A 20,500-nucleotide genomic window follows, 5' to 3' on the forward strand; every position below is an offset into this window, starting at 1 on the left:
GATGAACCTGAGCTGGATCGCCGACTACGCCCACCTGCTGCTCGACGGGCTGGGTACCACCTTGCTGCTCTTGCTGATCTCCGCCGTGCTGGGCTTCGTCCTGGCGCTGGGGGTGGCGCTGGCGCGAATGTCGCGCAACCCGCTGATCTCCAAGCTTGCGCTGGCCTACACCAGCGTGATTCGCGGTACGCCGCTGCTGGTGCAGATCTACATCTTCTACTACGGCGTGGGCAGCCTGTTCGCCCAGTTCCCGCTGATTCGCGGCAGCTTCCTCTGGCCCTACCTGCGTGATGGCTTCTGGTACATCGTGCTGGCGCTGGTGCTTTCGGTCGGCGCTTATGTGGGCGAGGTGATCCGCGGCGGCATGAAGTCGGTGCCGCGCGGTGAGCTGGAAGCCGCCGCGGCCTTCGGCATGCATCGTCGGCTGGTGCTGGTGCGGGTCTGGCTGCCTCGGGCGATCCGCCTGCTGCTGCCGACCCTGGCTGGGGAGATGGTGCTGTTGCTGAAGTCCACCGCGTTGGCCTCCACCGTGGCGGTGGTGGACCTCCTGGGTGCGGCCAACGTGGTGCGTGCCCAGACCTTCCAGATCTACCAGCCGTTGCTGCTGGTCGCGGGGATCTACATCTGCCTGACCTTCGTCATCGAGGCAGGGGCCGCGCGGGTGGAGCGGCGAAGCATGTTCCGCCGCGCTGCCTAGCCTGGGGCAGACCTTAGGTCTGCTTCGCGAATTCATTTGAACGTGGGAAACCACGTCCTGAGGACGTGGTCATGAGTCACCGGCTCTGCCTGTGACGATTCGAGTCAGCAAACCAGCAGGATGCTGCTGGCCCCGTAGGGTGCGCCGTGAGACAGACTCGGAGTCACCGCCATCGCCTCGGTGCGCATGGTGCACCCTACTGCTGGGTACTGTGGCGGAGATCAGCTGGGTGCTGCGTGTGAGGATGGCCCCCTTATAACGTGGTTCTTTACTCGCGATGGGCGGCGCAGCTGGCCCCTGGCGGTTCCGGCTGCCCTCAGGCGTAGGCGCCGTCGCGCAGGCTGGCGATCCAGCGTCGGCTGATTTCCAGTCCCTCACCGGCGCTGAAGTTGGCCGGGTTCAGGCACCACTCCAGCCACAGACCGTCCAGCAGTGCGGAGAGGCCGATGGCTGCCAGGCGTGGCTTGGCGATGGCGAAGCCTTCCTTGCGTGACAGGTCGGACAGCAGCACTTCCAGCATCCGCAGCGTGCGGCCGTAGGTGCGCTCGTGGGCCTCGTTCACCTGCGGCGAGTGGCGGATCAGGCTCCAGAACACTACCCAGGGGCTGAGCAGGTCCGGATCCAGGGTCACCGGGGAGAAGTAGTTGGTAAGAAAGGCTTCCAGGCGCGCTGCCGGGTCGTCACCGGCGGCGTTGACCCGGTCCTGCAGGACTTGGTTCACCTCGGTGGCGAGCGTCTCGTAGGCCTGCGCCACCAACGCGTCGATGCTGCCGAAATAGTGATTGATCAGGCCGACGGCAACGTTGGCTTCCTTGGCGATGCGGCGGACGGAAATCCCCGCGTGCCCCTCCGCGACGAGGCATTTCAGTGTGGCCCGGACGAGGTGCTCGCGGCGCTCATCGGGGTGGGTTCTGGGTTGTCGTTCGCGGGGGGTGTCCACAGCGTTTGTCCTGCCCGATCAGTGGTGCTCGCGGGTGGCGCGGAATTTCACGTCCGGCCAGCGCTCTTCCATCAGGTTGAGGTTCACGCGGGTCGGTGCCAGGTAGGTGAGGTGGCCGCCGCCGTCCACGGCAAGGTTCTCGAAGGCCTTGTCCTTGAACTCCTTGAGCTTCTTCTCGTCCTTGCACTCGATCCAGCGGGCCGACCAGACGTTGATGGCCTCGTAGGCGCACTCGACCTTGTATTCCTCCTTCAGACGGCTGGCGACCACATCGAACTGCAGCACGCCCACGGCGCCGAGGATGATGTCGTTGTTGCGCTCGGGGAAGAACACCTGGGTGGCGCCTTCTTCGGCCAGTTCCTGCAGGCCCTGGCGCAGCTGCTTGGACTTCAGCGGGTCCTTCAGGCGCACGCGGCGGAACAGTTCCGGGGCGAAGTGCGGGATGCCGGTGAAGCCCAGGGCTTCGCCTTCGGTGAAGGTGTCGCCGATCTGGATGGTGCCGTGGTTGTGCAGGCCGATGATGTCGCCGGCGAAGGCTTCTTCCAGCTGCTCACGCTCGGAGGAGAAGAAGGTCAGGGCGTCGGCGATCTTCACGTCCTTGCCCAGGCGCACGTGGCGCATCTTCATGCCTTTCTCGTACTTGCCCGAGCAGATGCGCATGAAGGCGATGCGGTCGCGGTGTTTCGGGTCCATGTTCGCCTGGATCTTGAACACGAAGCCGGAGAACTTCTCTTCGGTCGGTTCGACGCTGCGCTCGTGGGTGGCGCGCGACAGCGGCTTGGGCGCCCAGTCGACGATGCAGTCGAGCACCTGGTCGACACCGAAGTTGCCCAGCGCGGTACCGAAGAACACCGGGGTCATTTCGCCCTTGAGGAAGGCGTTCTTGTCGAAGTCGTGGCAGGCGCCCTGCACCAGTTCCAGCTCTTCGACGAAGTTGTCGTAGAGGTCGCCCAGGTGGGCGCGTGCTTCGTCGGAGTCGAGCTTGTCGATGACCTTGGTTTCGATGCGCTCGTGGCCGTGGCCTGGGATGTAGACGATGATCTTGTCTTGGGCCAGGTGGTAGACGCCCTTGAAGTCCTTGTAGCAGCCGATCGGCCAGGTGATGGGCGCGGCCTTGATCTTCAGCACCGCCTCGATTTCATCCAGCAACTCGATGGGGTCGCGGATGTCGCGGTCGAGTTTGTTGATGAAGCTGACGATGGGCGTGTCGCGCAGGCGGCAGACTTCCATCAGGGCGATAGTGCGCGGCTCTACGCCCTTACCGCCGTCGAGGACCATCAGCGCCGAGTCCACCGCGGTCAGGGTGCGGTAGGTGTCTTCGGAGAAGTCCTCGTGGCCGGGGGTGTCGAGCAGGTTGATCATGTGCTCGCGGTAGGGGAACTGCATCACCGAGGTGGTGATGGAAATGCCGCGCTGCTTTTCCATCTCCATCCAGTCGGAGGTGGCGTGACGGTCGGATTTACGCGACTTCACGGTACCGGCCACGGCGATGGCCTTGCCCATCAGCAGCAGCTTTTCGGTGATGGTGGTCTTACCGGCGTCGGGGTGGGAAATGATGGCGAAGGTGCGGCGTTTCGCGACTTCGGCGGCCTGGATGGTCATGGGTGCGTGCCTGGCTGGAAGTGTGACGGGCAGCGGACGGCCCGGAAAAGCGCGGGATTATAGCGGGAAATGGCTGGCCGATCAGCGCCGCCGGGCATGTTGGGCTTCGCAGGCTCAGCGCCAGCCTACGATGCATGGGCCACCCGGTGACCCACAGTCTGTAGGGTGCGCCGCGCGCACCAGCGGTATTTGGACCACGACTTTCCCTATGCGGGCGCTGAACCGGTGCGCGCGGCGCACCCTACGGTGGGGCGTGCCGCGATGTCATGCCGAGGTTCGAGCTGGACCTCTCGCTCCCTTCCCGATCCTTCCCGGTCATCACCCTGAAACCCGCATCTGTGCAGCATTTCATGACGTTTTGTTGAGGATTCGAAACAGTCAACATGGCATGCGACAAAGGGATGCGACAAAGCGGCAATTTTTGATTGATCTGTGGTTCCTGTGGTCCTAAAGTTCGCGCCCGAACGTCCATGCTGGCAACGATCCATCCGGCTCAAGTACTGACGACGAGAGGTTTGATGTCGGAAACGACTGAAGATCCTCGGCGACATGCCTTGGGAAGTAGGCGAACCAAAGTGGGGAAACTGATCAGACGTTCAGGCCCGTTGTCCAACGAAACACTGGGCCACCCCTAACTACTTTTGTTTGTTTTGCCATATGGAGTCCCCTCGCATGTCGATCAAGGTCGAAGACTATTTCTCGCCCGAAACTTTCCAGCGCATGAAGGCGTTCGCCGACAAGCAAGAAACCCCCTTCGTGGTGATCGACAAGCAGACCATCGCTGATTCCTACGACCAGCTGGTGAGCTGCTTCCCCTTCGCCAAGGTCTACTACGCGGTGAAGGCCAACCCGGCCACCGAGATCACCGAACTGCTGCGCGACAAGGGTTCCAACTTCGATATCGCCTCCATCTATGAGCTGGACAAGGTGATGAAGACCGGCGTTGGCCCGGAGCGCATCAGCTACGGCAACACCATCAAGAAAGCCCGCGACATCCGTTACTTCTATGAGAAGGGCGTGCGCCTGTTCGCCACCGACTCCGAAGCCGACCTGCGCAACATCGCCAAGGCCGCTCCGGGCGCCAAGGTCTATGTGCGCATCCTCACCGAAGGCTCCACCTCGGCCGACTGGCCGCTGTCGCGCAAGTTCGGCTGCAACCCGGACATGGCCCTGGACCTGCTGATCCTCGCCAAGCAACTGGGCCTGGTGCCTTACGGCGTGTCTTTCCACGTCGGTTCCCAGCAGCGCGACATCGACGTCTGGGACGCCGCTATTGCCAAGGTAAAGGTGATCTTCGAGCGCCTGAAGGAAGAAGACGGCATCACCCTGCAGATGATCAACATGGGTGGCGGCTTCCCGGCCAACTACATCCAGCGCACCAACAGCCTGGAAACCTACGCCGAGGAAATCATCCGCTTCCTCAAAGAGGATTTCGGCGACGAACTGCCGGAAATCATCCTGGAACCGGGCCGTTCCCTGATCGCCAACGCCGGCATCCTGGTCAGCGAAGTCGTGCTGGTGGCGCGCAAGTCCCGCACCGCTGTCGAGCGCTGGATCTACACCGACGTGGGCAAGTTCTCCGGTCTGATTGAAACCATGGACGAGGCCATCAAGTTCCCGATCTGGGTCGAGAAGAAGGGTGAGATGGAAGAAGTGGTGATCGCCGGCCCTACCTGCGACAGCGCCGACATCATGTACGAGAACTACAAGTACGGCCTGCCGCTGAACCTGGCCGCCGAAGATCGTCTCTACTGGCTGTCCACCGGCGCGTACACCACCAGCTACAGCGCGGTGGAATTCAACGGCTTCCCGCCGCTGAAGGCCTTCTACCTGTAAGCCTTCGAGTGCGTCATACAGGGCCCGCCTTCATGGCGGGCCTTGTCATGTGTGGGGGCGAGGTTTCTTGCGCGTGGCCAGGGCAGTAAGATGAGCGCCAATTACATTTGCAAACGATTATCGAATGGCCCCTTGCGGGCCTGAAGAGGCCTATCGTCGTGACTGCTCCCATTCCTGCCGAGATCGTCGCCGTTGCCGACTACGAAGCCTTTGCCCGTGAGCGTATGACGCCGCAGGCCTGGGCTTACTTGTCCGGGGGGGCGGCGGACGAGCAGACCCTGGCCGACAACCTAGCCGCCTTTCAGCGGACGCGCGTGCTCAATCGGGTGCTGGAAGGCCTCGACGGCGGCCATACGTGTTCGACGCTCTGCGGGCTCGACCTGGACTATCCCATTCTCCTGGCCCCCGTGGCTTTCCAGCAGCTGGCGCACCCGGAGGGCGAACTGGCCAGCGTGCTGGGCGCATCGGCCATGGGAGCACCCATGGTGGTCAGTACACAGGCCAGCATCAGCCTGGAAGCCATCGCCCAGGCCGCGCAGGCGCCGCTTTGGTTCCAGCTGTATATACAGCCGGACCGCGAGTTCACCCGCGAACTGGTCCGGCGCGCTGAAACGGCGGGCTACCGGGCGCTGGTAGTGACGGTGGATGCTCCGGTGAATGGCGTGCGCAATCGCGAGCAGCGTGCTGGCTTCGTCCTGCCCGAGGGTATCGAGGCGGTCAACCTGAGGGGCATGCGCAGCCTGCCGCCCAGCATTGCCCAGCCGGGCGCCAGCCCACTGTTTGGCAGTCCGTTGCTGGCCCATGCGCCAACCTGGAAGGAGCTGGAGTGGTTGCAGTCGCTGACCCGGCTGCCCGTGCTGGTCAAAGGCGTGATGAATCCGAAGGACGCGGAGCGGGCGGTGGCACAAGGCGTCGCCGGTATCGTTGTTTCCAATCACGGTGGCCGCACACTGGACGGCCTGCCGGCGACCCTCGATGTGCTGCCGTCCGTGGCGCACGCGGTTGCCGGTCGAGTGCCGGTGCTGCTGGATGGGGGCATCCGTCGTGGCACGGATGTGCTCAAGGCCCTCGCCTTGGGGGCCAGCGCAGTGATGGTCGGCCGGCCCTACGTTCAAGCCCTGGCCGTGGCAGGCGCTTCGGGCGTGGCTCATGTGCTGCACCTGCTGCGTACCGAGTTGGAAGTCGCCATGGCCCTGACCGGGTGCCGGAACCTGGAGGCTATCGATTCATCGTTGATCTGGCGCTAGACCATTCGGCGCTGTTCATCGCTCCGAGTAGGGCATTCGACCGTCCAGTACAACGGCAAGCGGGCCTCTTTGATCTGTGTCGAAATCGAAGTGTGACCGGCGAGTCGCAGTATTTCAGGGGGGCTGCGCATTTGGCTGGTTGGGTTGGCGATGTTCGTTGGCTAATATTTTTCGGACAGTTGGCTGAGTCTCGAAGATTTTTCACGAATTTAATGGCCATTAAAGTATCCACAGAAGTGTAAAGATAATGTAAAGGTCGTGTTTTAATCTTTACTGATAAACATTCGCAAATAGAATCGCGCCCCATCTTCACTGGTGAGTGATTCTTATGAGCAACAAGAACAACCTGCCGCAACGTGCCGTCCTGGCCACTGCCATTGGACTGGTCACGGCGTCGTCCGCCGGCTTGGCTCTGGCTGCTGAACAGGGCAAAGCCCTCGAACTCGGTACCGTCACTGTCGACGGCAAGACCGAGAAAACCTACAAGGTCGAGCAATCCTCCTCCGCGAAGTACACCGCGCCTCTGCTGGACACCCCGCAGACCATTACCGTGGTCCCCAAGGAAGTCATCCAGGAGCAACAGGCACTGAGCCTGCGCCAGGTGCTGTCCAACGTATCCGGTATCACCTTCAACGCCGGTGAAGGCGGCGGTGGTTCCGGCGACAGCATCAACATTCGCGGCTTCTCCGCGAACAACAACATCCAGATCGACGGCCTGCGTGACAGCGCGCAGACCAGCCGTACCGACACCTTCAACATCGAGCAGGTCGAGGTCATCAAGGGCCCGAACTCGGTGTTCGGTGGCGCCGGCACCACCGGCGGCAGCATCAACATCATCAGCAAGCAGCCCATGGACCGCGCCTTCACCCGCATCGGCGGCGGCCTCGGTACCGACAACTATCACCGCCTGACCCTGGACGCTAACCAGCCGCTGGACGGCGTGGGCAGCAACAGCGCGTTCCGCGTGAACCTGATGGCCCATGAGAACGACGTTCCCGGCCGTGACGAGATCGACCGCGAGCGTTGGGGCGTCGCGCCTTCCCTGCGCCTGGGCTTCAACGACACCACCCGTCTGACCCTGAGCGCTTTCCACCAGACCGACGACAACCTGCCCGACTACGGTGTACCGGCCCTGAACGGCAAGAAGCTCGCTGGCGTCAGCCGCGAGGATTACTTCGGCTGGAAGAACCTGGACAAGGAAGAGATCGAGCAGAACGCCTTCACGGCGAACCTCGAGCACGACTTCAACGAGAACCTGCGCCTGCAGAACCTGACCCGCTACAGCCGCATCGATCGCGATACCGTGGTGTCGGCCTCGCATGTCAACCTCGAGGGACGGCGTAATAGCGCGGGTGCACTGGTATCTCGCCTGCAGCCGGGCAGATACCTGCCGGCTGGCCCACAGGCTTATGGCCGTGACATCACCACCGAGATGTGGATCAACCAGACCAACCTGCGCGCCAGCTTCGACACCGCCGGGCTGGGGCATGAGTTGGTGACCGGCGCCGAGGTATCTCGTGAGGACTTCGATCTCAGGACCTACAACCACGGCCTGGGAACCGGTGCGGGCGCCTACCCGGCCAACGGCTTCGACCTCTACAACCCGCTGGGCTCCTGGAACGGACCGGTCAACAAAGCCACCACCGGCTTCACCGAGAACCAGTTGGACAATAAGGCGCTGTACGTCTTCGATACCATCGCCCTGAACGAGCAGTGGGACTTGAATCTGGGTCTGCGCTACGACTGGTTTGATGCCAAGAGCGATACCTATTCGGCGACCCATGTGAAGACCGGCGACTTTTCCTCCCGTGATGAGGAGCTGAGCAGCCGCGCTGGCCTGGTCTACAAGCCGGCGGAGAACGGGCGCATCTACCTGGCCTGGGGCACCTCCTTCAACCCGTCCGCCGAAGGCGTGGCCACCAATGGTGGCGGCCTGACCGCTGCCACCCAGAGCCTGGACCCGGAGAAGAACGAAACCTGGGAGCTGGGCACCAAGTGGGAGTTCCTGGACGGCAGCCTGATGCTGGATGGTGCACTTTTCCGTGTGGAGAAAACCGACGCCCGCGAGCAACTGGCCGACGGCAGCTACATCCTGGCCGGCGAGCAGCGCGTGCAGGGCGTCGAGCTGGGTGCCACCGGCAAGATCAGCGACCGCTGGAATGTTTACGCCAACTACACCTTCCTCGACAGCGAGACCACCAAGTCCGAGGTGGAGCCGGCGCGTGAAGGTCAGGCGCTGGGCAACACGCCGCCGCATTCCTTCAACCTGTGGACGACTTACGAGCTGCCGGAGGGATGGACCCTGGGCTATGGCGCGCGTTACATCAGCGAGCGTAATGTGACCTCGGCCAGCAACGCCAAACTGGACGCCTACTGGCTGCACAACGCGATGGTCGGCTACAAGGTCAGCGAGAACCTGGACCTGCAACTGAACGTCAACAACCTGTTCGACAAGGACTACGTCGAGCGCGTGCGCCAGACCATCGGGACAACCGCGGGCTCTGGAACCACCGTGGCCCGCTCCTCGGCCATCGAATACGGCGACGCCCGTTCAGCGATCCTCTCCGCTACCTACTCGTTCTGATGGACGAGCCGCGGGCCCTGCCGGGCGCAGGGCCCGCGCTGCTGTAAATAAAAGGTAAAACATTCGTTTCCTGATTTAATGCATCCCGTTCTCAAATAAAATCGCCCCCCGGTCAGGCATGGGGCCTGCCGCGAACAAGCGATTTGACGCACCGCCAGGTGCGTATCCGAGGGATATCACGTGTTGAAGAAGACCCTGTTCCAGCTGCACTGGCTGTTCGGTATCAGTGCCGGGCTGGTTCTGGCCCTCATGGGCATCACCGGGGCCGCCTACAGTTTCCAGGAGGAAATCCTCCGCCTGCTCAATCCTGAAACCCTGACGGTCGAGGTGCGCGACAGCGGGGTTCTGCCGCCGGCCGAGTTGGTGAGCAAGATCGAGGCAGCTGAAGGCAAGAAGGTCTCCGGCCTCTGGATAGAGACCCACAGCGACCACGCCGCCCGTGTCTTCTTCACGCCACCGCCGGGCGAGCGTCGTGGTCCCATGCGTTACTTCGACCCCTACACCGGCGAACTCCTGGGCCAACCGGCGGGCCAGCAGTTCTTCGGCCTGATGCTGCAGTTGCACCGCTTCCTCGCCATGGGCGAGTTCGGCAAGCAGATCACCGCCGCTTGTACCCTGATCCTGATCTTCTTCTGCCTGTCCGGTCTTTACATGCGCTGGCCGCGCAAGGCGACCAGCTGGCGTGCCTGGCTGACCCTCGACTGGTCGCGCAAGGGCCGCAGCTTCAATTGGGACCTGCACGCCGTGGCGGGTACCTGGTGCCTGGTGTTCTACCTCCTGGCTGCGCTGACCGGCCTGTTCTGGTCCTATGAGTGGTACCGAGACGGCCTGAACCGGCTGCTTTCCGATGCGCCGGCCGGCCAACAGGGCAAGCCCGGCGAGCGCCGTGGCCGTCCCGGCGCGGAGCCGCCGTCCGGCCCGCCGCTGGTGGTGGACTACGACGCCGTGTGGAACAGCATCCGCGAAACTGCCGGCCCGACCCTGAGCGCCTACAACCTGCGCCTGCCACTGGTGGGTGGCAAGCCAGCGCAGGTGTTCTACCTGCTGGAGGATGCCGACCATCCCCGCGCCCTGAACCAGATCGTCCTGGACCCGGCCAGCGGCAAGGTGACGCGCAGCGACCGTTACACCGACAAGAGCTTCAAGGCCCAGCTGCTCACCAGCATCTACGCGTTGCACGTGGGCGAGTACTTCGGCCTGCCGGGCCGCATCCTGGTGATGCTCGCAAGCCTGAGCATGCCGCTGTTCTTCGTCACCGGTTGGCTGCTCTATCTCGATCGCCGTCGCAAGAAGCGTGCGATCAAGGCGGCCCGTGACGGCCTGTCCGAACACGGTGGCAAGGATTCCTGGCTGATCGGCTTCGCCAGCCAGAGCGGCCTGGCCGAACAACTGGCCTGGCAGAGCGCCGGCCAGCTCCAGGCTGCCGGCCTGCCCGTGCGCGTCGAGCCCCTGGCGGCGCTGGATAGCGGCACCCTGGCAGAGGCGCGCAATGCGCTCTTCGTGGTCAGCACCTTTGGAGACGGCGAAGCACCGGACAACGCCCGTGGTTTCGAGCGCAAGGTGCTTGGCCAGGCGTCGCAACTCGCCGGGCTGCGCTTTGCCGTGCTGGCCCTGGGTGATCGCCAGTACGAACAGTTCTGTGGCTTCGGCCGGCGTTTGCAGGCCTGGCTCAAAGGGCAGGGCGCCAGCCAGCTGTTCGCCCCGGTCGAAGTGGACAATGGTGACAGCGGCGCCCTGCAACAGTGGCAGCAGCAGCTGGCCCAGGTTTCCGGCAGCGCCGCGCTAACGCCCTGGAGCGGTCCTGCCTTCGAAACCTGGACCCTGGACAGTCGCGAACACCTCAATCCGGGCAGCCAGGGTGAATCCACCTGGATGCTGCGTCTGCGTGCTCCGGCGAGTAGCCAGGTGGACTGGCAGGCCGGCGACCTGGTGGAAATCCTTCCGCGCCAGGCTGAACCCCGTATCCAGGCCTGGCTCGACCAGCACCATCTGGACGGCGACGCCCAAGTGGAGCTGGACGGTCAGCGCCAGTCGCTGCGCCAGGCCCTGGCCGGGCGCCTGCTGCCGAACTCCTTCGAGCACCTCGTTGGCCTGCATCCGCAAGCGTTGGTGCAGGCGCTGATCGGCCTCTCCGTGCGCCAGTACTCCATTGCCTCGCTGGCCAGCGACGGCGCGCTGGAGCTGATCGTGCGTCAGGAGCAGCATGCCGACGGCAGCCTGGGCATCGCCTCCGGCTGGCTGACCCACTACCTGCCCGAGGGCGCCGCCGTGCCGTTGCGCCTGCGTCGTAACAGCCGCTTCCACCTGGTCGATGAAGACGGTCCGCTGATCTTCATCGGCAACGGCACCGGGCTCGCCGGCTTGCGCAGCCTGCTCAAGGCCGCCATCGCTGAGGGCCGCAACCGCAACTGGCTGTTGTTCGGCGAGCGCAACCAGGCCCACGACTTCTACTGCCGCGAAGAGCTGCAGGGCTGGCTGGCCAAGGGTGAGCTGCAACGCCTGGACCTCGCTTTCTCCCGCGACCAGGCCGAGAAAGTCTACGTGCAGGACCGCCTGCGCGAAGCCGCCGACGAACTGCGTACGTGGTTGGATGACGGCGCGGTGATCTACGTCTGCGGCAGCTTGCAGGGCATGGCCGAAGGCGTCGATCAGGCCCTTCGCGACATCCTTGGCGCTGATGCGCTGCAGCAACTGGGTGATGAAGGTCGCTACCGCCGCGATGTCTACTGATTGGACGGGGTGACGACGTCACCGAGTGATCCTCTTGCGTTTCTCCCCTCTCCCGGCGGGAGAGGGGTTCGCTCAAGGGCAGACCTTCGGCCTGCTTGGCGAATGAATTCGCCCCTACAAGGAGCGCCACGGTCCGAGATTGGCACGGACGGCCCCCTCTCCCTTCAGGGAGAGGGTTGGGGAGAGGGTGCTGTGCATCGCGAACGAATTCGCCCCTACAAGGAGCGCCATGGCCCGAGACCGGCACGGACTGCCCCCTCTCCCTTCAGGGAGAGGGTTGGGGAGAGGGTGCTTTGCATCGCGAATGAATTCGCTCCTACAAGGCTGCCGGCTTTTAGCCATAATCCGCTACATGAACAGACGAATCCTGCTGAACTGCGACATGGGTGAAAGCTTCGGCGCCTGGCGGATGGGCGACGACGAGCACGCCATGCCGCTGGTGGACCAAGCGAATCTCGCCTGCGGCTTCCACGCCGCCGACCCCCTGACCATGCAGCGCACCGTCGAGCTGGCGCTGCGTCACGGTGTGCGCATCGGCGCCCATCCGGCTTATCCGGATCTCGCCGGGTTCGGCCGGCGCCACATGGCCTGCTCGCCGGAAGAGGTCCGAGCCCAGGTGCTCTACCAGATCGGCGCCCTGGAGGCCTTCTGCCGTGCGGTCGGCACCCAGGTGGCCTATGTGAAGCCCCATGGCGCCCTGTACAACGACCTGGTGCGGGATGACGCACTGCTGGCCGCCGTACTTGATGCCTGCGCCAGCTATCGCAAGGGCCTGCCGCTGATGGTCCTGGCCCTGGCCGATAACAGCCGCGAGTTGCAACTGGCAGACGCCGCCGACGTGCCGTTGATGTTCGAGGCCTTCGCCGACCGTGCCTATCTCTCCGACGGTCAACTGACACCCCGGCGCATGGCCGGGGCCGTGCACCATGACCCGGAGCGTATCCTCGACCAGGCCCTGGCCATCGCTGCCGGCGAACCCTTCCCGGATATCGATGGCAAGTCGCTGCGGCTTACCGCTGACAGTCTCTGCGTGCATGGCGACAACCCTGAATCCCTGGCGGTATTGCGCCGTCTGCGAGGCAAGCTGGACGCCCTATGATCCGCCTCGAGCCCGCGGGCGCCGAAGCCTTGCTGCTGGTGCTGGCCGACGAACCGGACGCCCTGCTGCCGCAGCGCATCGCCACGCTGGCCGAGACGCTGCGTCAGCAGGCGGGTGACCTGCTTCTGGACCTGGTGCCTGGCTGGACCACCCTGCTGCTGCACTTCGACCTGACCCGCACCGACCACCAGGCCCTGGCCCAGCTCATCGAGCCGTTGCTTGAAGCCTGGCTGGTGGCGCCTGCCGCGACCGACGCTGGCCGGCTGCATGAAATCCCCATCTGGTACTGCGGCGAGGACCTGGCCTGGGTGGCCGAGTCCTGCAGCCTGTCCGTGGGCGAGCTGGTGGATATCCACAGCAGCGCCGAATACCGGGTCGGTGCCATCGGCTTCTCGCCGGGTTTCGCCTATCTCGGTGGTCTCGATTCGCGTCTGTCCCTGCCGCGTCGCAGCAGTCCGCGCCTGCGTGTACCGGCCGGGAGCCTGGCCATCGCCGAACGGCAGACGGCTATTTATCCACAGGCATCGCCTGGCGGCTGGCACTTGCTGGGTCGCTGTCCCTGGCGGCTGTTCGACGCCCGCCGCGAGCCGCCATGCCCGCTGGCCCTGGGTGATCGGGTGCGTTTCTTCGGGATCGACGAAGCTCGCTACCGCGCCGAAGGAGGTGAGGCATGAGTGCCCTGAGGGTGATCAAGCCCGGCCCCCTGAGCGTGCTGCAGGACACCGGCCGCCACGGCTGGCAGCATCTGGGGATATCCCCAGCGGGCCCCATGGACCCGCTGGCGGCGGCCTGGGCCAATCGGCTGCTGGGCAATCCACGACGTTGTGCGGTGCTGGAAATTGCCTTGGGCGGCGTAGAGCTGGAGGCAGAGGACGCGCTCTGGGTGGCCGTGACCGGCGCCGACATGCCGTTGAATGTCGATGGCGAACCACGCCTTGGCGGGTCACGTTTCCGCCTGGAGGCCGGGCAGCGCTTGCAGATCGGTTACGCCCGCAGTGGCCAGCGCGCCTACCTGGCACTGGTGGACGGCATCCGCGCCGAACCGGTGCTGGGCAGTGTCGCCTGCCAGCTGCGCGAAGGCCTGGGCGGGTTGGACGGGGAGGGCGCCCGGTTGGCAGAGGGTGATCTGCTGTTGGGCGGGAGCGCCGAGTTCCCTCGCGGCGCCAGCGTGCCCTGGCCGTGGCAGCCGGATTACAAGGCGGCACAGGTCTTGCGGGTGATCATCGGCGGCGATGCCGCCAGCTTCGACGCGGAACAGGCCCGGGCCTTCTTCGAGGGTGGTTGGCTGCTCAGCCCGCATTCCGATCGCATGGGCGCCCGCTTGCAGGGCGAGCCGCTGGTCGCGCCGCAACGGCAGTGGTCCCAAGGCGTGGTCAGCGGCGCCATCCAGGTGCCGCCGGATGGCCAGCCGATCATCCTGATGGCCGACCGCCAGACCATGGGCGGCTATCCCATTCTCGGCTGGGTCCATGCCCTTGACCTGGGGCGGCTGGCGCAATGCCCGGCCAACCAGGTGCTGCGCTTCACCGTGATGAGCCTGGACGATTCCCAGGACGAGCTGCGGGAGTTCTATCGCTTCTTCGGGCGGTAGGGGATGTCGTTCCTTTCGGTAAAGGCTTCAACGGCAGATGTGGACCACGCTTCATCGGTCCACCATTCGTGACCTGGCTTGGCGTCGATGGTGGATGGAAAAGCGCCATCCACCCTACATGGCTGTGGGAGATTCCATGTCAATCAGCCATGTATCGGCCCCGCACGTTGGGCTTCGCGGAGCTCAGCCACAACCTACCAGAGCCGCATCAGCCGTTGATGCTCTCCACGTTGTGGCAGGCCACCTGGCGGGCGTCGAGCAGGCGCAGTTGCGGTTCTTCCACCTTGCAGCGCTCGGTGGCGTAGGGGCAGCGCTTGTGGAAGGCGCAGCCAGGTGGCGGGTCGAGCGGGTTGGGCAGTTCGCCGGCGATCTTGATCTTCGGCTTGCTCGGGTCCGGATGAATGGCCGGCGTGGCCGAGAGCAGGGCGCGGGTATACGGATGCAGCGGACGCTCGTAGATCAGCTCGCTGGGGCCCATCTCCACCGGGCGGCCGAGGTACATCACCAGCACGTCGTTGGCGACGTGGCGTACCACCGCGAGGTTGTGGGAAATGAACACGTAGCCGGTGTTGTAGCGTTCCTGCAGGTCCATGAAGAGGTTGAGCACCTGGGCCTGGATGGACACGTCCAGCGCCGAGGTAGGCTCGTCCGCCACCAGTACCTTGGGGGTGAGCATCATGGCGCGGGCCAGTGCGATGCGCTGGCGCTGGCCGCCGGAGAACATGTGCGGGTAGCGCTGGAAGTGCTCGGGGCGCAGGCCCACCTGCATCATCATCGCCTGCACCTGTTCGCGACGCTCGGCGCGGGACAGACCGGTGTTGATCACCAGCGGTTCGGCCAACTGGTCACCCACCTTCTGCCGCGGATTGAGCGAGGCATAGGGGTTCTGGAAGACCATCTGCACGTCGCGGCGCAGCTGCTTGCGTTCGTCCTTGCTGGCGCCCGCCACTTCGCGGCCGGCGATCTGCAGCGAGCCGGAGGAGGGTTCCTCGATCAGGGTCAGCGCGCGTGCCAGGGTGGACTTGCCGCAGCCGGATTCGCCGACCACGGCCAGGGTCTTGCCGGCCTCCAGCTCGAAGGACACGCCGTTCAGGGCGCGCACCAGGGCGTTGGGCTTGAACAGGCCACGGGACACTTCGTAGTAGCGGTGCAGGTCTCGGGCGGTCAGTACGGCACTCATCGCGCCACCTCGATCAGGTTAAGGGGGTAGAAGCAGCGCACGGCGCCATGGGCGTGGGTGTCCAGCGTCGGCCGCTGGGCCACGCAGTTGGCCTGGCCATAGGGGCAGCGCGGCGACAGCAGGCAGCCGTGGGGCCGGTCGTAGCGGCCGGGGACGATGCCGGGTAGCGTGGACAGGCGGTGGGCGCCGAGGCTGTGCTCGGGAATCGCCTTGAGCAGGGCTTCGGTATAGGGATGGGTCGGCGCATCGAACAGGCGCGGCACTTCGCCGATCTCCACGGCTTGGCCGGCGTACATTACGCAGACGCGGTCGGCGGTTTCGGCGACCACGGCCAGGTCATGGGTGATCAGCACCAGGGCCATGTCCTGATCGCGCTGCAGGTCCAGCAGCAGGTCCATGATCTGTGCCTGGATGGTCACGTCCAGCGCAGTGGTGGGTTCGTCGGCGATCAGCAGCTTCGGCTCGGCAGCAATGGCCATGGCGATGGCCACGCGCTGGCTCATGCCGCCGGAGAGCTGATGCGGATAGGCGTCGAGCCGGCTGGCAGCGCCGGGGATTTCCACCCGTTCCAGCAGTTGCAGGGCGCGTTGGCGGGCGGCCTTGCCCTTCAGGCCCATGTGCTGGTGCAGCACTTCCTCGATCTGGAAGCCCACGGTGTAACTGGGGTTGAGGGCGGTCATCGGATCCTGGAAGACCATCGCCAGGTCCTTGCCCACGATGTGCCGGCGTTGCTTGCCCTTGAGCGTGAGCATGTCGTGGCCGTCGAAGCGCAGGCTGTCGGCGCTGATGCGGCCGGGGGCGTCGATCAGGCCCATCAGGGCCATCATGGTCACCGACTTGCCGGAGCCGGATTCGCCGACGATGGCCAGCACTTCGCCCTTGTTCACCGATAGGTCGAGGCCGTCCACCACCGGGACGGCATTGGCGTCGCCGAAGCGCACGCTGAGGTTTCTGATTTCAAGGAGGCTCATGCGTGTTGCTCCAGCCCGTGGTGCGCGCAGCGCACCCTACAAAGGTCGGCTGTAGGGTGCGCCGTGCGCACCGGACCGATGATGTGCTTGGATAGGGAGTCGTTCATGGCGGGCTCCTCAGACTGCATTCTTGAGTTTCGGGTCCAGCGCATCGCGCAGGCCGTCGCCCATCAGGTTGATCGCCAGCACGCTGAGCAGGATGGTCAGGCCGGGCAGCGAGACCACCCACCAGGCGCGTTCGATGTAGTCGCGCGCGGAGGCCAGCATGGTGCCCCACTCGGGAGTGGGCGGCTGCACGCCAAGGCCGAGGAAGCCCAGGGCGGCAGCATCGAGGATGGCCGAGGAGAAGCTCAGGGTGGCCTGGACAATCAGCGGCGCCATGCAGTTGGGCAGCACGGTGACGAACATCAGGCGCAGCAGGCCGGCGCCAGCCAGGCGCGAGGCGGTGACGTAGTCGCGGTTCAGCTCGCCCATGACCGAGGCGCGGGTCAGGCGCACGTAGGACGGCAGGGACACCACGGCGATGGCGATCACGGTGTTGATCAGGCCTGGGCCGAGGATGGCGACGATGGCCACCGCCAGCAGCAGCGAGGGCAGGGCCAGCATGATGTCCATCACGCGCATGATCGACGGGCCCAGCAGGCGCGGGAAGAAACCCGCCACCAGGCCGAGGAGGATGCCGGGGATCAGCGACATCACCACCGAAGACAGGCCGATCAGCAGGGACAGGCGGGCGCCATGGATCAGGCGCGAGAGCACATCGCGGCCGAGTTCGTCGGTGCCGAGCAGGAACTGCGCCTGGCCGCCCTCCAGCCAGACCGGCGGGGTCAGCAGGAAGTCGCGGAACTGCTCGCTCGGGTCATGGGGGGCGACCCACGGGGCGAACAGTGCGCAGAAGACGATCAGGACCATGAAAGCGAGGCCGCCGACAGCGCCCTTGTTGTGGGCAAAGGCCTTCCAGAACTCCTTCAGTGGTGAAGGGTAGAGGATGCTCGGGTCAGTGGCCGGGAGGTTGGTAACCATATTCATTCATCTCTCCAGAGAACCTGTCCAGGGCCATTAACGCTGATGGCGGATGCGTGGATTGACCAGGCCGTAGAGGATGTCCACGACGAAGTTCACCAGGATCACCAGGCAGGCGATCAGCAGGATGCCGTTCTGTACCACCGGGTAGTCACGGGCGCCGATGGCTTCGATCAGCCACTTGCCGATGCCCGGCCAGGAGAAGATGGTTTCGGTCAGCACGGCGCCCGCGAGCAGGGTGCCCACTTGCAGGCCGAACACGGTGAGCACCGGGATCAGCGCGTTGCGCAGGCCGTGGACGAAGACCACGCGGGCCGGCGACAGGCCCTTGGCGCGGGCGGTACGCACGTAGTCTTCGCGCAGCACTTCGAGCATGGCCGAGCGGGTCATGCGGGCGATCACCGCCAGCGGGATGGTGCCCAGCACGATGGCCGGCAAGATCAGGTGGCGCAAGGCATCGACGAAGGCGCCTTCCTCTTCGCTGAGCAGGGTGTCGATGAGCATGAAGCCGGTCTTCGGTTCGATGTCATAGAGCAGGTCGATCCGCCCGGACACCGGCGTCCAGCCGAGGCCCACGGAGAAGAACATGATCAGCAGCAGGCCCCACCAGAAGATCGGCATGGAGTAGCCCGCCAGGGAGATGCCCATCACCCCGTGGTCGAACAGGGAGCCTCGCTTGAGGGCGGCGATCACGCCCGCCAGCACGCCCAGGGTGCCGGCGAAGATCAGCGCGGCGATGGCCAACTCCAGGGTGGCAGGGAACAGGGTGAGGAATTCGTGCCAGACGCCTTCGCGGGTTCGCAGCGATTCGCCCAGGTCGCCCTGTGCCAGCTTGCCGATGTAGTCCAGGTACTGTTCCGGCAACGGTTTGTTGAGACCGAGGCGTTCCATGGCCTGGGCGTGCATTTCCGGGTCGACCCGGCGTTCACCCATCATCACTTCCACTGGGTCACCGGGAATCAGGCGGATCAGGGCGAAGGTGAGCAGGGTGACGCCGAAGAAGGTGGGGATCAGAAGCCCCAGTCGGCGTGCGATGAAACTCAGCATTTGGGCGAATCACTCCTCATCTTTTGTTTTGCCGGTCAGCGCACTGACCGTTCCCAGCAGTTTAGGCTGCGTGGGTAAAGGCGCCGGCCCGAGGGGGCCGGTTGCCTTGCGTTTTTTGTGGCAGGTGAGATTGGCCTCGTCCGATCTAAGTGTCGGATTGAGGATGCGAAGAAGGCCGGTTGCCCGGCCTTGCTCACTCAGCGCCCGTTGGAGACGCCGTAGAAGCTGTTACGTCCGAAGGGGCTGATCAGGAAGTCCTTCACGCTGGCACGCATCGGCTGGTAGACGGTGGAGTGGGCGATCGGGGTGATCGGCACCTGCTGCTGCAGGACGTGCTGGGCCTGCTTGTACAGCTCGGTGCGTTTCTCGACGTCGCTGGTGGCCTTGGCAGCCTTCACCAGTTTGTCGTAGCCGGCGTCGCACCATTTGGAGAAGTTGTTGCCATCCACCGAATCGCAGCCGTAGAGCGTGCCCAGCCAGTTGTCCGGGTCACCGTTGTCGCCGGTCCAGCCGATCAGCATGGCGTCGTGCTCGCCGGCATGGGCGCGCTTGATGTACTCGCCCCATTCGTAGCTGACGATGCGCGCCTTGATGCCGACTTTGGCCCAGTCGGCTTGGAGCATTTCGGCCATCAGCTTGGCGTTGGGGTTGTACGGACGCTGCACCGGCATGGCCCAGAGGGTGATCTCGGTGCCTTCCTTCACGCCGGCGGCCTTGAGCAGTTCCCGGGCCTTTTCCGGGTTGAAGTCGCGGTCCTTGATGGTTTCGTCGTAGGACCACTGGGTCGGCGGCATGCCGTTGACGGCGAGCTGGCCGGCGCCCTGGTAGACGGCGTCGATGATGGCCTGCTTGTTCACCGCCATATCCAGCGCCTGGCGCACTTCGAGCTTGTCGAAGGGGGTACGGGTGACGTTGTAGGCGATGTAGCCGAGGTTGAAGCCCGGCTCGCTCGGCACCTGCAGGTTCGGGTCCTTCTTCAGGGCCTCGATGTCGGCCGGGCGCGGGTTGAGGGTGACCTGGCATTCGCCGGCCTTGAGCTTCTGGGTGCGGACCGAGGCGTCGGTGTTGATGGCGAAGATCAGGTTGTCGATCTTCACGTCCTCGGGCTTCCAGTAGTCCTTGTTGCCGGTGAAGCGGATCTGCGCGTCCTTCTGGTAGCGCTTGAGCATGAAGGGGCCGGTGCCGATGGGCTTCTGGTTGATGTCGGCGGCCTTGCCGGCCTTCAGCAACTGATCGGCGTACTCGGCGGACTGGACCGCAGCGAAGTTCATCGCCAGGTTCTGGATGAACGCGGCATCCACCTCGTTCAGGGTGAAGGCCACGGTCATGTCGTCGACCTTCTCCACCTTGGCGATGTTCTTGTCCAGGCCCATGTCGGTGAAGTAGGGGAACTCGGTCGGGTAGGCCTTACGGAACGGGTGGTTCTTGTCCAGCATGCGCTGGAAGGTGAAGACCACGTCGTCGGCGTTGAACTCGCGGGTCGGCTTGAAGTAGTCGGTGGTGTGGAACTTCACGCCCGGGCGCAGTTGGAACACGTAGCGCTTGCCGTCTTCGCTGATGTCCCAACTGCTGGCCAGGGTCGGTTCGACCTGGGTGCTGCCGCGCTGGAACTGGGCGAGGCGGTTGAAGAGGGTTTCCGAGGCCGCGTCGAAGTCGGTGCCGGTGGTGTATTGGCCCGGATCGAAGCCGGCGGGGCTACCTTCGGAGCAGAAAACCAGGTTGCTGGCGGCGAGGGTGAAGCCGGAGCCGAGGAGCAGGCCGGCGGCGATCATGGTCTTGAGCTTGGTTTTCTGACGCATGCGAACCTCGTTGTTGTTGTTCTGAGGGCGGCGTATCAGGTGGTCGAAGCCTATGGTGTCCGTTGCACCTGAGCCTGCGGCTTCGTGGGCCGCAGGCTGCCCGTCATTCGCGAGCCGGGAGCCGGATGCTGACAGTCCCGGGCGGGCGATGGCG

The 20,500-nt window shown here is 64.6% G+C and carries 15 protein-coding genes; 8 read left to right on the forward strand and 7 right to left on the reverse strand.

Annotated features, from left to right (window positions below; translation table 11 throughout):
• The first annotated feature begins 1 nt into the window (after window position 1).
• Window positions 2-697, forward strand: a complete 696-nt coding sequence (locus tag THL1_RS05155; RefSeq protein WP_069082255.1) for an ABC transporter permease — start codon at window positions 2-4, stop codon at window positions 695-697.
• A gap of 316 nt (window positions 698-1,013) precedes the next feature.
• Here THL1_RS05155 and THL1_RS05160 read toward each other — a convergent pair whose 3' ends face one another.
• Both THL1_RS05160 and THL1_RS05165 read right to left on the reverse strand, forming a co-directional pair.
• Window positions 1,014-1,637, reverse strand: a complete 624-nt coding sequence (locus tag THL1_RS05160) for a TetR/AcrR family transcriptional regulator (protein ID WP_069082256.1) — start codon at window positions 1,635-1,637, stop codon at window positions 1,014-1,016.
• A gap of 18 nt (window positions 1,638-1,655) precedes the next feature.
• Window positions 1,656-3,239: a peptide chain release factor 3 gene (locus THL1_RS05165; RefSeq protein ID WP_069082257.1), complete on the reverse strand. Its 1,584-nt coding sequence runs from the start codon at window positions 3,237-3,239 to the stop codon at window positions 1,656-1,658.
• Window positions 3,240-3,911: 672 nt separating this feature from the next.
• Between THL1_RS05165 and THL1_RS05170 the strand changes: the two genes are divergently transcribed.
• The 7 genes from THL1_RS05170 to THL1_RS05200 all read left to right on the forward strand — a co-directional run bounded on the left by THL1_RS05170 (window position 3,912) and on the right by THL1_RS05200 (window position 14,326).
• Window positions 3,912-5,075, forward strand: a complete 1,164-nt coding sequence (locus THL1_RS05170; protein WP_069082258.1) for a type III PLP-dependent enzyme — start codon at window positions 3,912-3,914, stop codon at window positions 5,073-5,075.
• Between the two features lie 158 nt (window positions 5,076-5,233).
• Complete coding sequence (locus tag THL1_RS05175) at window positions 5,234-6,322, forward strand: alpha-hydroxy acid oxidase (protein ID WP_237234772.1); 1,089 nt, start codon at window positions 5,234-5,236, stop codon at window positions 6,320-6,322.
• Between the two features lie 328 nt (window positions 6,323-6,650).
• A complete protein-coding gene (locus THL1_RS05180; RefSeq protein WP_069082259.1) occupies window positions 6,651-8,906 on the forward strand; it encodes a TonB-dependent receptor in 2,256 nt (751 codons plus the stop codon).
• 183 nt (window positions 8,907-9,089) lie between these two features.
• Entirely contained in the window at window positions 9,090-11,636 is a 2,547-nt protein-coding gene (locus THL1_RS05185; RefSeq protein ID WP_069082260.1) for a PepSY domain-containing protein, read from the forward strand.
• A 352-nt stretch (window positions 11,637-11,988) separates the two neighbouring features.
• A complete protein-coding gene (locus tag THL1_RS05190; protein ID WP_069082261.1) occupies window positions 11,989-12,735 on the forward strand; it encodes a 5-oxoprolinase subunit PxpA in 747 nt (248 codons plus the stop codon).
• The gene (gene pxpB / locus THL1_RS05195) at window positions 12,732-13,409 is read left to right on the forward strand and encodes a 5-oxoprolinase subunit PxpB (RefSeq protein ID WP_069082262.1); all 678 of its coding nucleotides are present in this window, start codon (window positions 12,732-12,734) and stop codon (window positions 13,407-13,409) included. The genes THL1_RS05190 and pxpB overlap by 4 nt, the downstream gene beginning before the upstream one ends.
• Window positions 13,406-14,326 (forward strand): biotin-dependent carboxyltransferase family protein, encoded by a 921-nt coding sequence (locus THL1_RS05200; RefSeq protein WP_145928261.1) that lies wholly within the window; start codon window positions 13,406-13,408, stop codon window positions 14,324-14,326. Before pxpB ends, THL1_RS05200 begins: the two co-directional genes overlap by 4 nt.
• Before the next feature lie 208 nt (window positions 14,327-14,534).
• On the opposite strand, the gene THL1_RS05205 is transcribed toward THL1_RS05200, so the two are convergent.
• The 5 genes from THL1_RS05205 to THL1_RS05225 all read right to left on the reverse strand — a co-directional run bounded on the left by THL1_RS05205 (window position 14,535) and on the right by THL1_RS05225 (window position 20,319).
• Window positions 14,535-15,506, reverse strand: coding sequence for a peptide ABC transporter ATP-binding protein (locus THL1_RS05205; protein ID WP_069082263.1), 972 nt, complete (start codon window positions 15,504-15,506; stop codon window positions 14,535-14,537).
• Window positions 15,503-16,477: an ABC transporter ATP-binding protein gene (locus THL1_RS05210; RefSeq protein WP_069082264.1), complete on the reverse strand. Its 975-nt coding sequence runs from the start codon at window positions 16,475-16,477 to the stop codon at window positions 15,503-15,505. The genes THL1_RS05205 and THL1_RS05210 overlap by 4 nt, the downstream gene beginning before the upstream one ends.
• Before the next feature lie 117 nt (window positions 16,478-16,594).
• Window positions 16,595-17,506, reverse strand: a complete 912-nt coding sequence (locus THL1_RS05215) for an ABC transporter permease subunit (RefSeq protein WP_069082265.1) — start codon at window positions 17,504-17,506, stop codon at window positions 16,595-16,597.
• Window positions 17,507-17,536: 30 nt separating this feature from the next.
• The gene (locus THL1_RS05220) at window positions 17,537-18,547 is read right to left on the reverse strand and encodes an ABC transporter permease subunit (protein ID WP_069082266.1); all 1,011 of its coding nucleotides are present in this window, start codon (window positions 18,545-18,547) and stop codon (window positions 17,537-17,539) included.
• A gap of 197 nt (window positions 18,548-18,744) precedes the next feature.
• Window positions 18,745-20,319 (reverse strand): ABC transporter substrate-binding protein, encoded by a 1,575-nt coding sequence (locus tag THL1_RS05225; RefSeq protein WP_414703743.1) that lies wholly within the window; start codon window positions 20,317-20,319, stop codon window positions 18,745-18,747.
• Window positions 20,320-20,500 lie beyond the last annotated feature (181 nt).

The sequence above is a fragment of the Pseudomonas sp. TCU-HL1 genome (assembly GCF_001708505.1).
Classification (GTDB): Bacteria; Pseudomonadota; Gammaproteobacteria; order Pseudomonadales; family Pseudomonadaceae; genus Metapseudomonas.

What these genes read in the sequence shown, in the direction of transcription:
- THL1_RS05200 (WP_145928261.1), top strand. Translation starts at nt 13,406, where the DNA reads ATGAGTGCCCTGAGGGTGATCAAGCCCGGCCCCCTGAGCGTGCTGCAG.
- THL1_RS05210 (WP_069082264.1), bottom strand. Translation starts at nt 16,477, where the DNA reads ATGAGCCTCCTTGAAATCAGAAACCTCAGCGTGCGCTTCGGCGACGCC.
- THL1_RS05165 (WP_069082257.1), bottom strand. Translation starts at nt 3,239, where the DNA reads ATGACCATCCAGGCCGCCGAAGTCGCGAAACGCCGCACCTTCGCCATC.
- THL1_RS05155 (WP_069082255.1), top strand. Translation starts at nt 2, where the DNA reads ATGAACCTGAGCTGGATCGCCGACTACGCCCACCTGCTGCTCGACGGG.
- THL1_RS05215 (WP_069082265.1), bottom strand. Translation starts at nt 17,506, where the DNA reads ATGAATATGGTTACCAACCTCCCGGCCACTGACCCGAGCATCCTCTAC.
- THL1_RS05190 (WP_069082261.1), top strand. Translation starts at nt 11,989, where the DNA reads ATGAACAGACGAATCCTGCTGAACTGCGACATGGGTGAAAGCTTCGGC.
- THL1_RS05170 (WP_069082258.1), top strand. Translation starts at nt 3,912, where the DNA reads ATGTCGATCAAGGTCGAAGACTATTTCTCGCCCGAAACTTTCCAGCGC.
- THL1_RS05205 (WP_069082263.1), bottom strand. Translation starts at nt 15,506, where the DNA reads ATGAGTGCCGTACTGACCGCCCGAGACCTGCACCGCTACTACGAAGTG.
- THL1_RS05225 (WP_414703743.1), bottom strand. Translation starts at nt 20,319, where the DNA reads ATGATCGCCGCCGGCCTGCTCCTCGGCTCCGGCTTCACCCTCGCCGCC.
- pxpB (WP_069082262.1), top strand. Translation starts at nt 12,732, where the DNA reads ATGATCCGCCTCGAGCCCGCGGGCGCCGAAGCCTTGCTGCTGGTGCTG.
- THL1_RS05180 (WP_069082259.1), top strand. Translation starts at nt 6,651, where the DNA reads ATGAGCAACAAGAACAACCTGCCGCAACGTGCCGTCCTGGCCACTGCC.
- THL1_RS05220 (WP_069082266.1), bottom strand. Translation starts at nt 18,547, where the DNA reads ATGCTGAGTTTCATCGCACGCCGACTGGGGCTTCTGATCCCCACCTTC.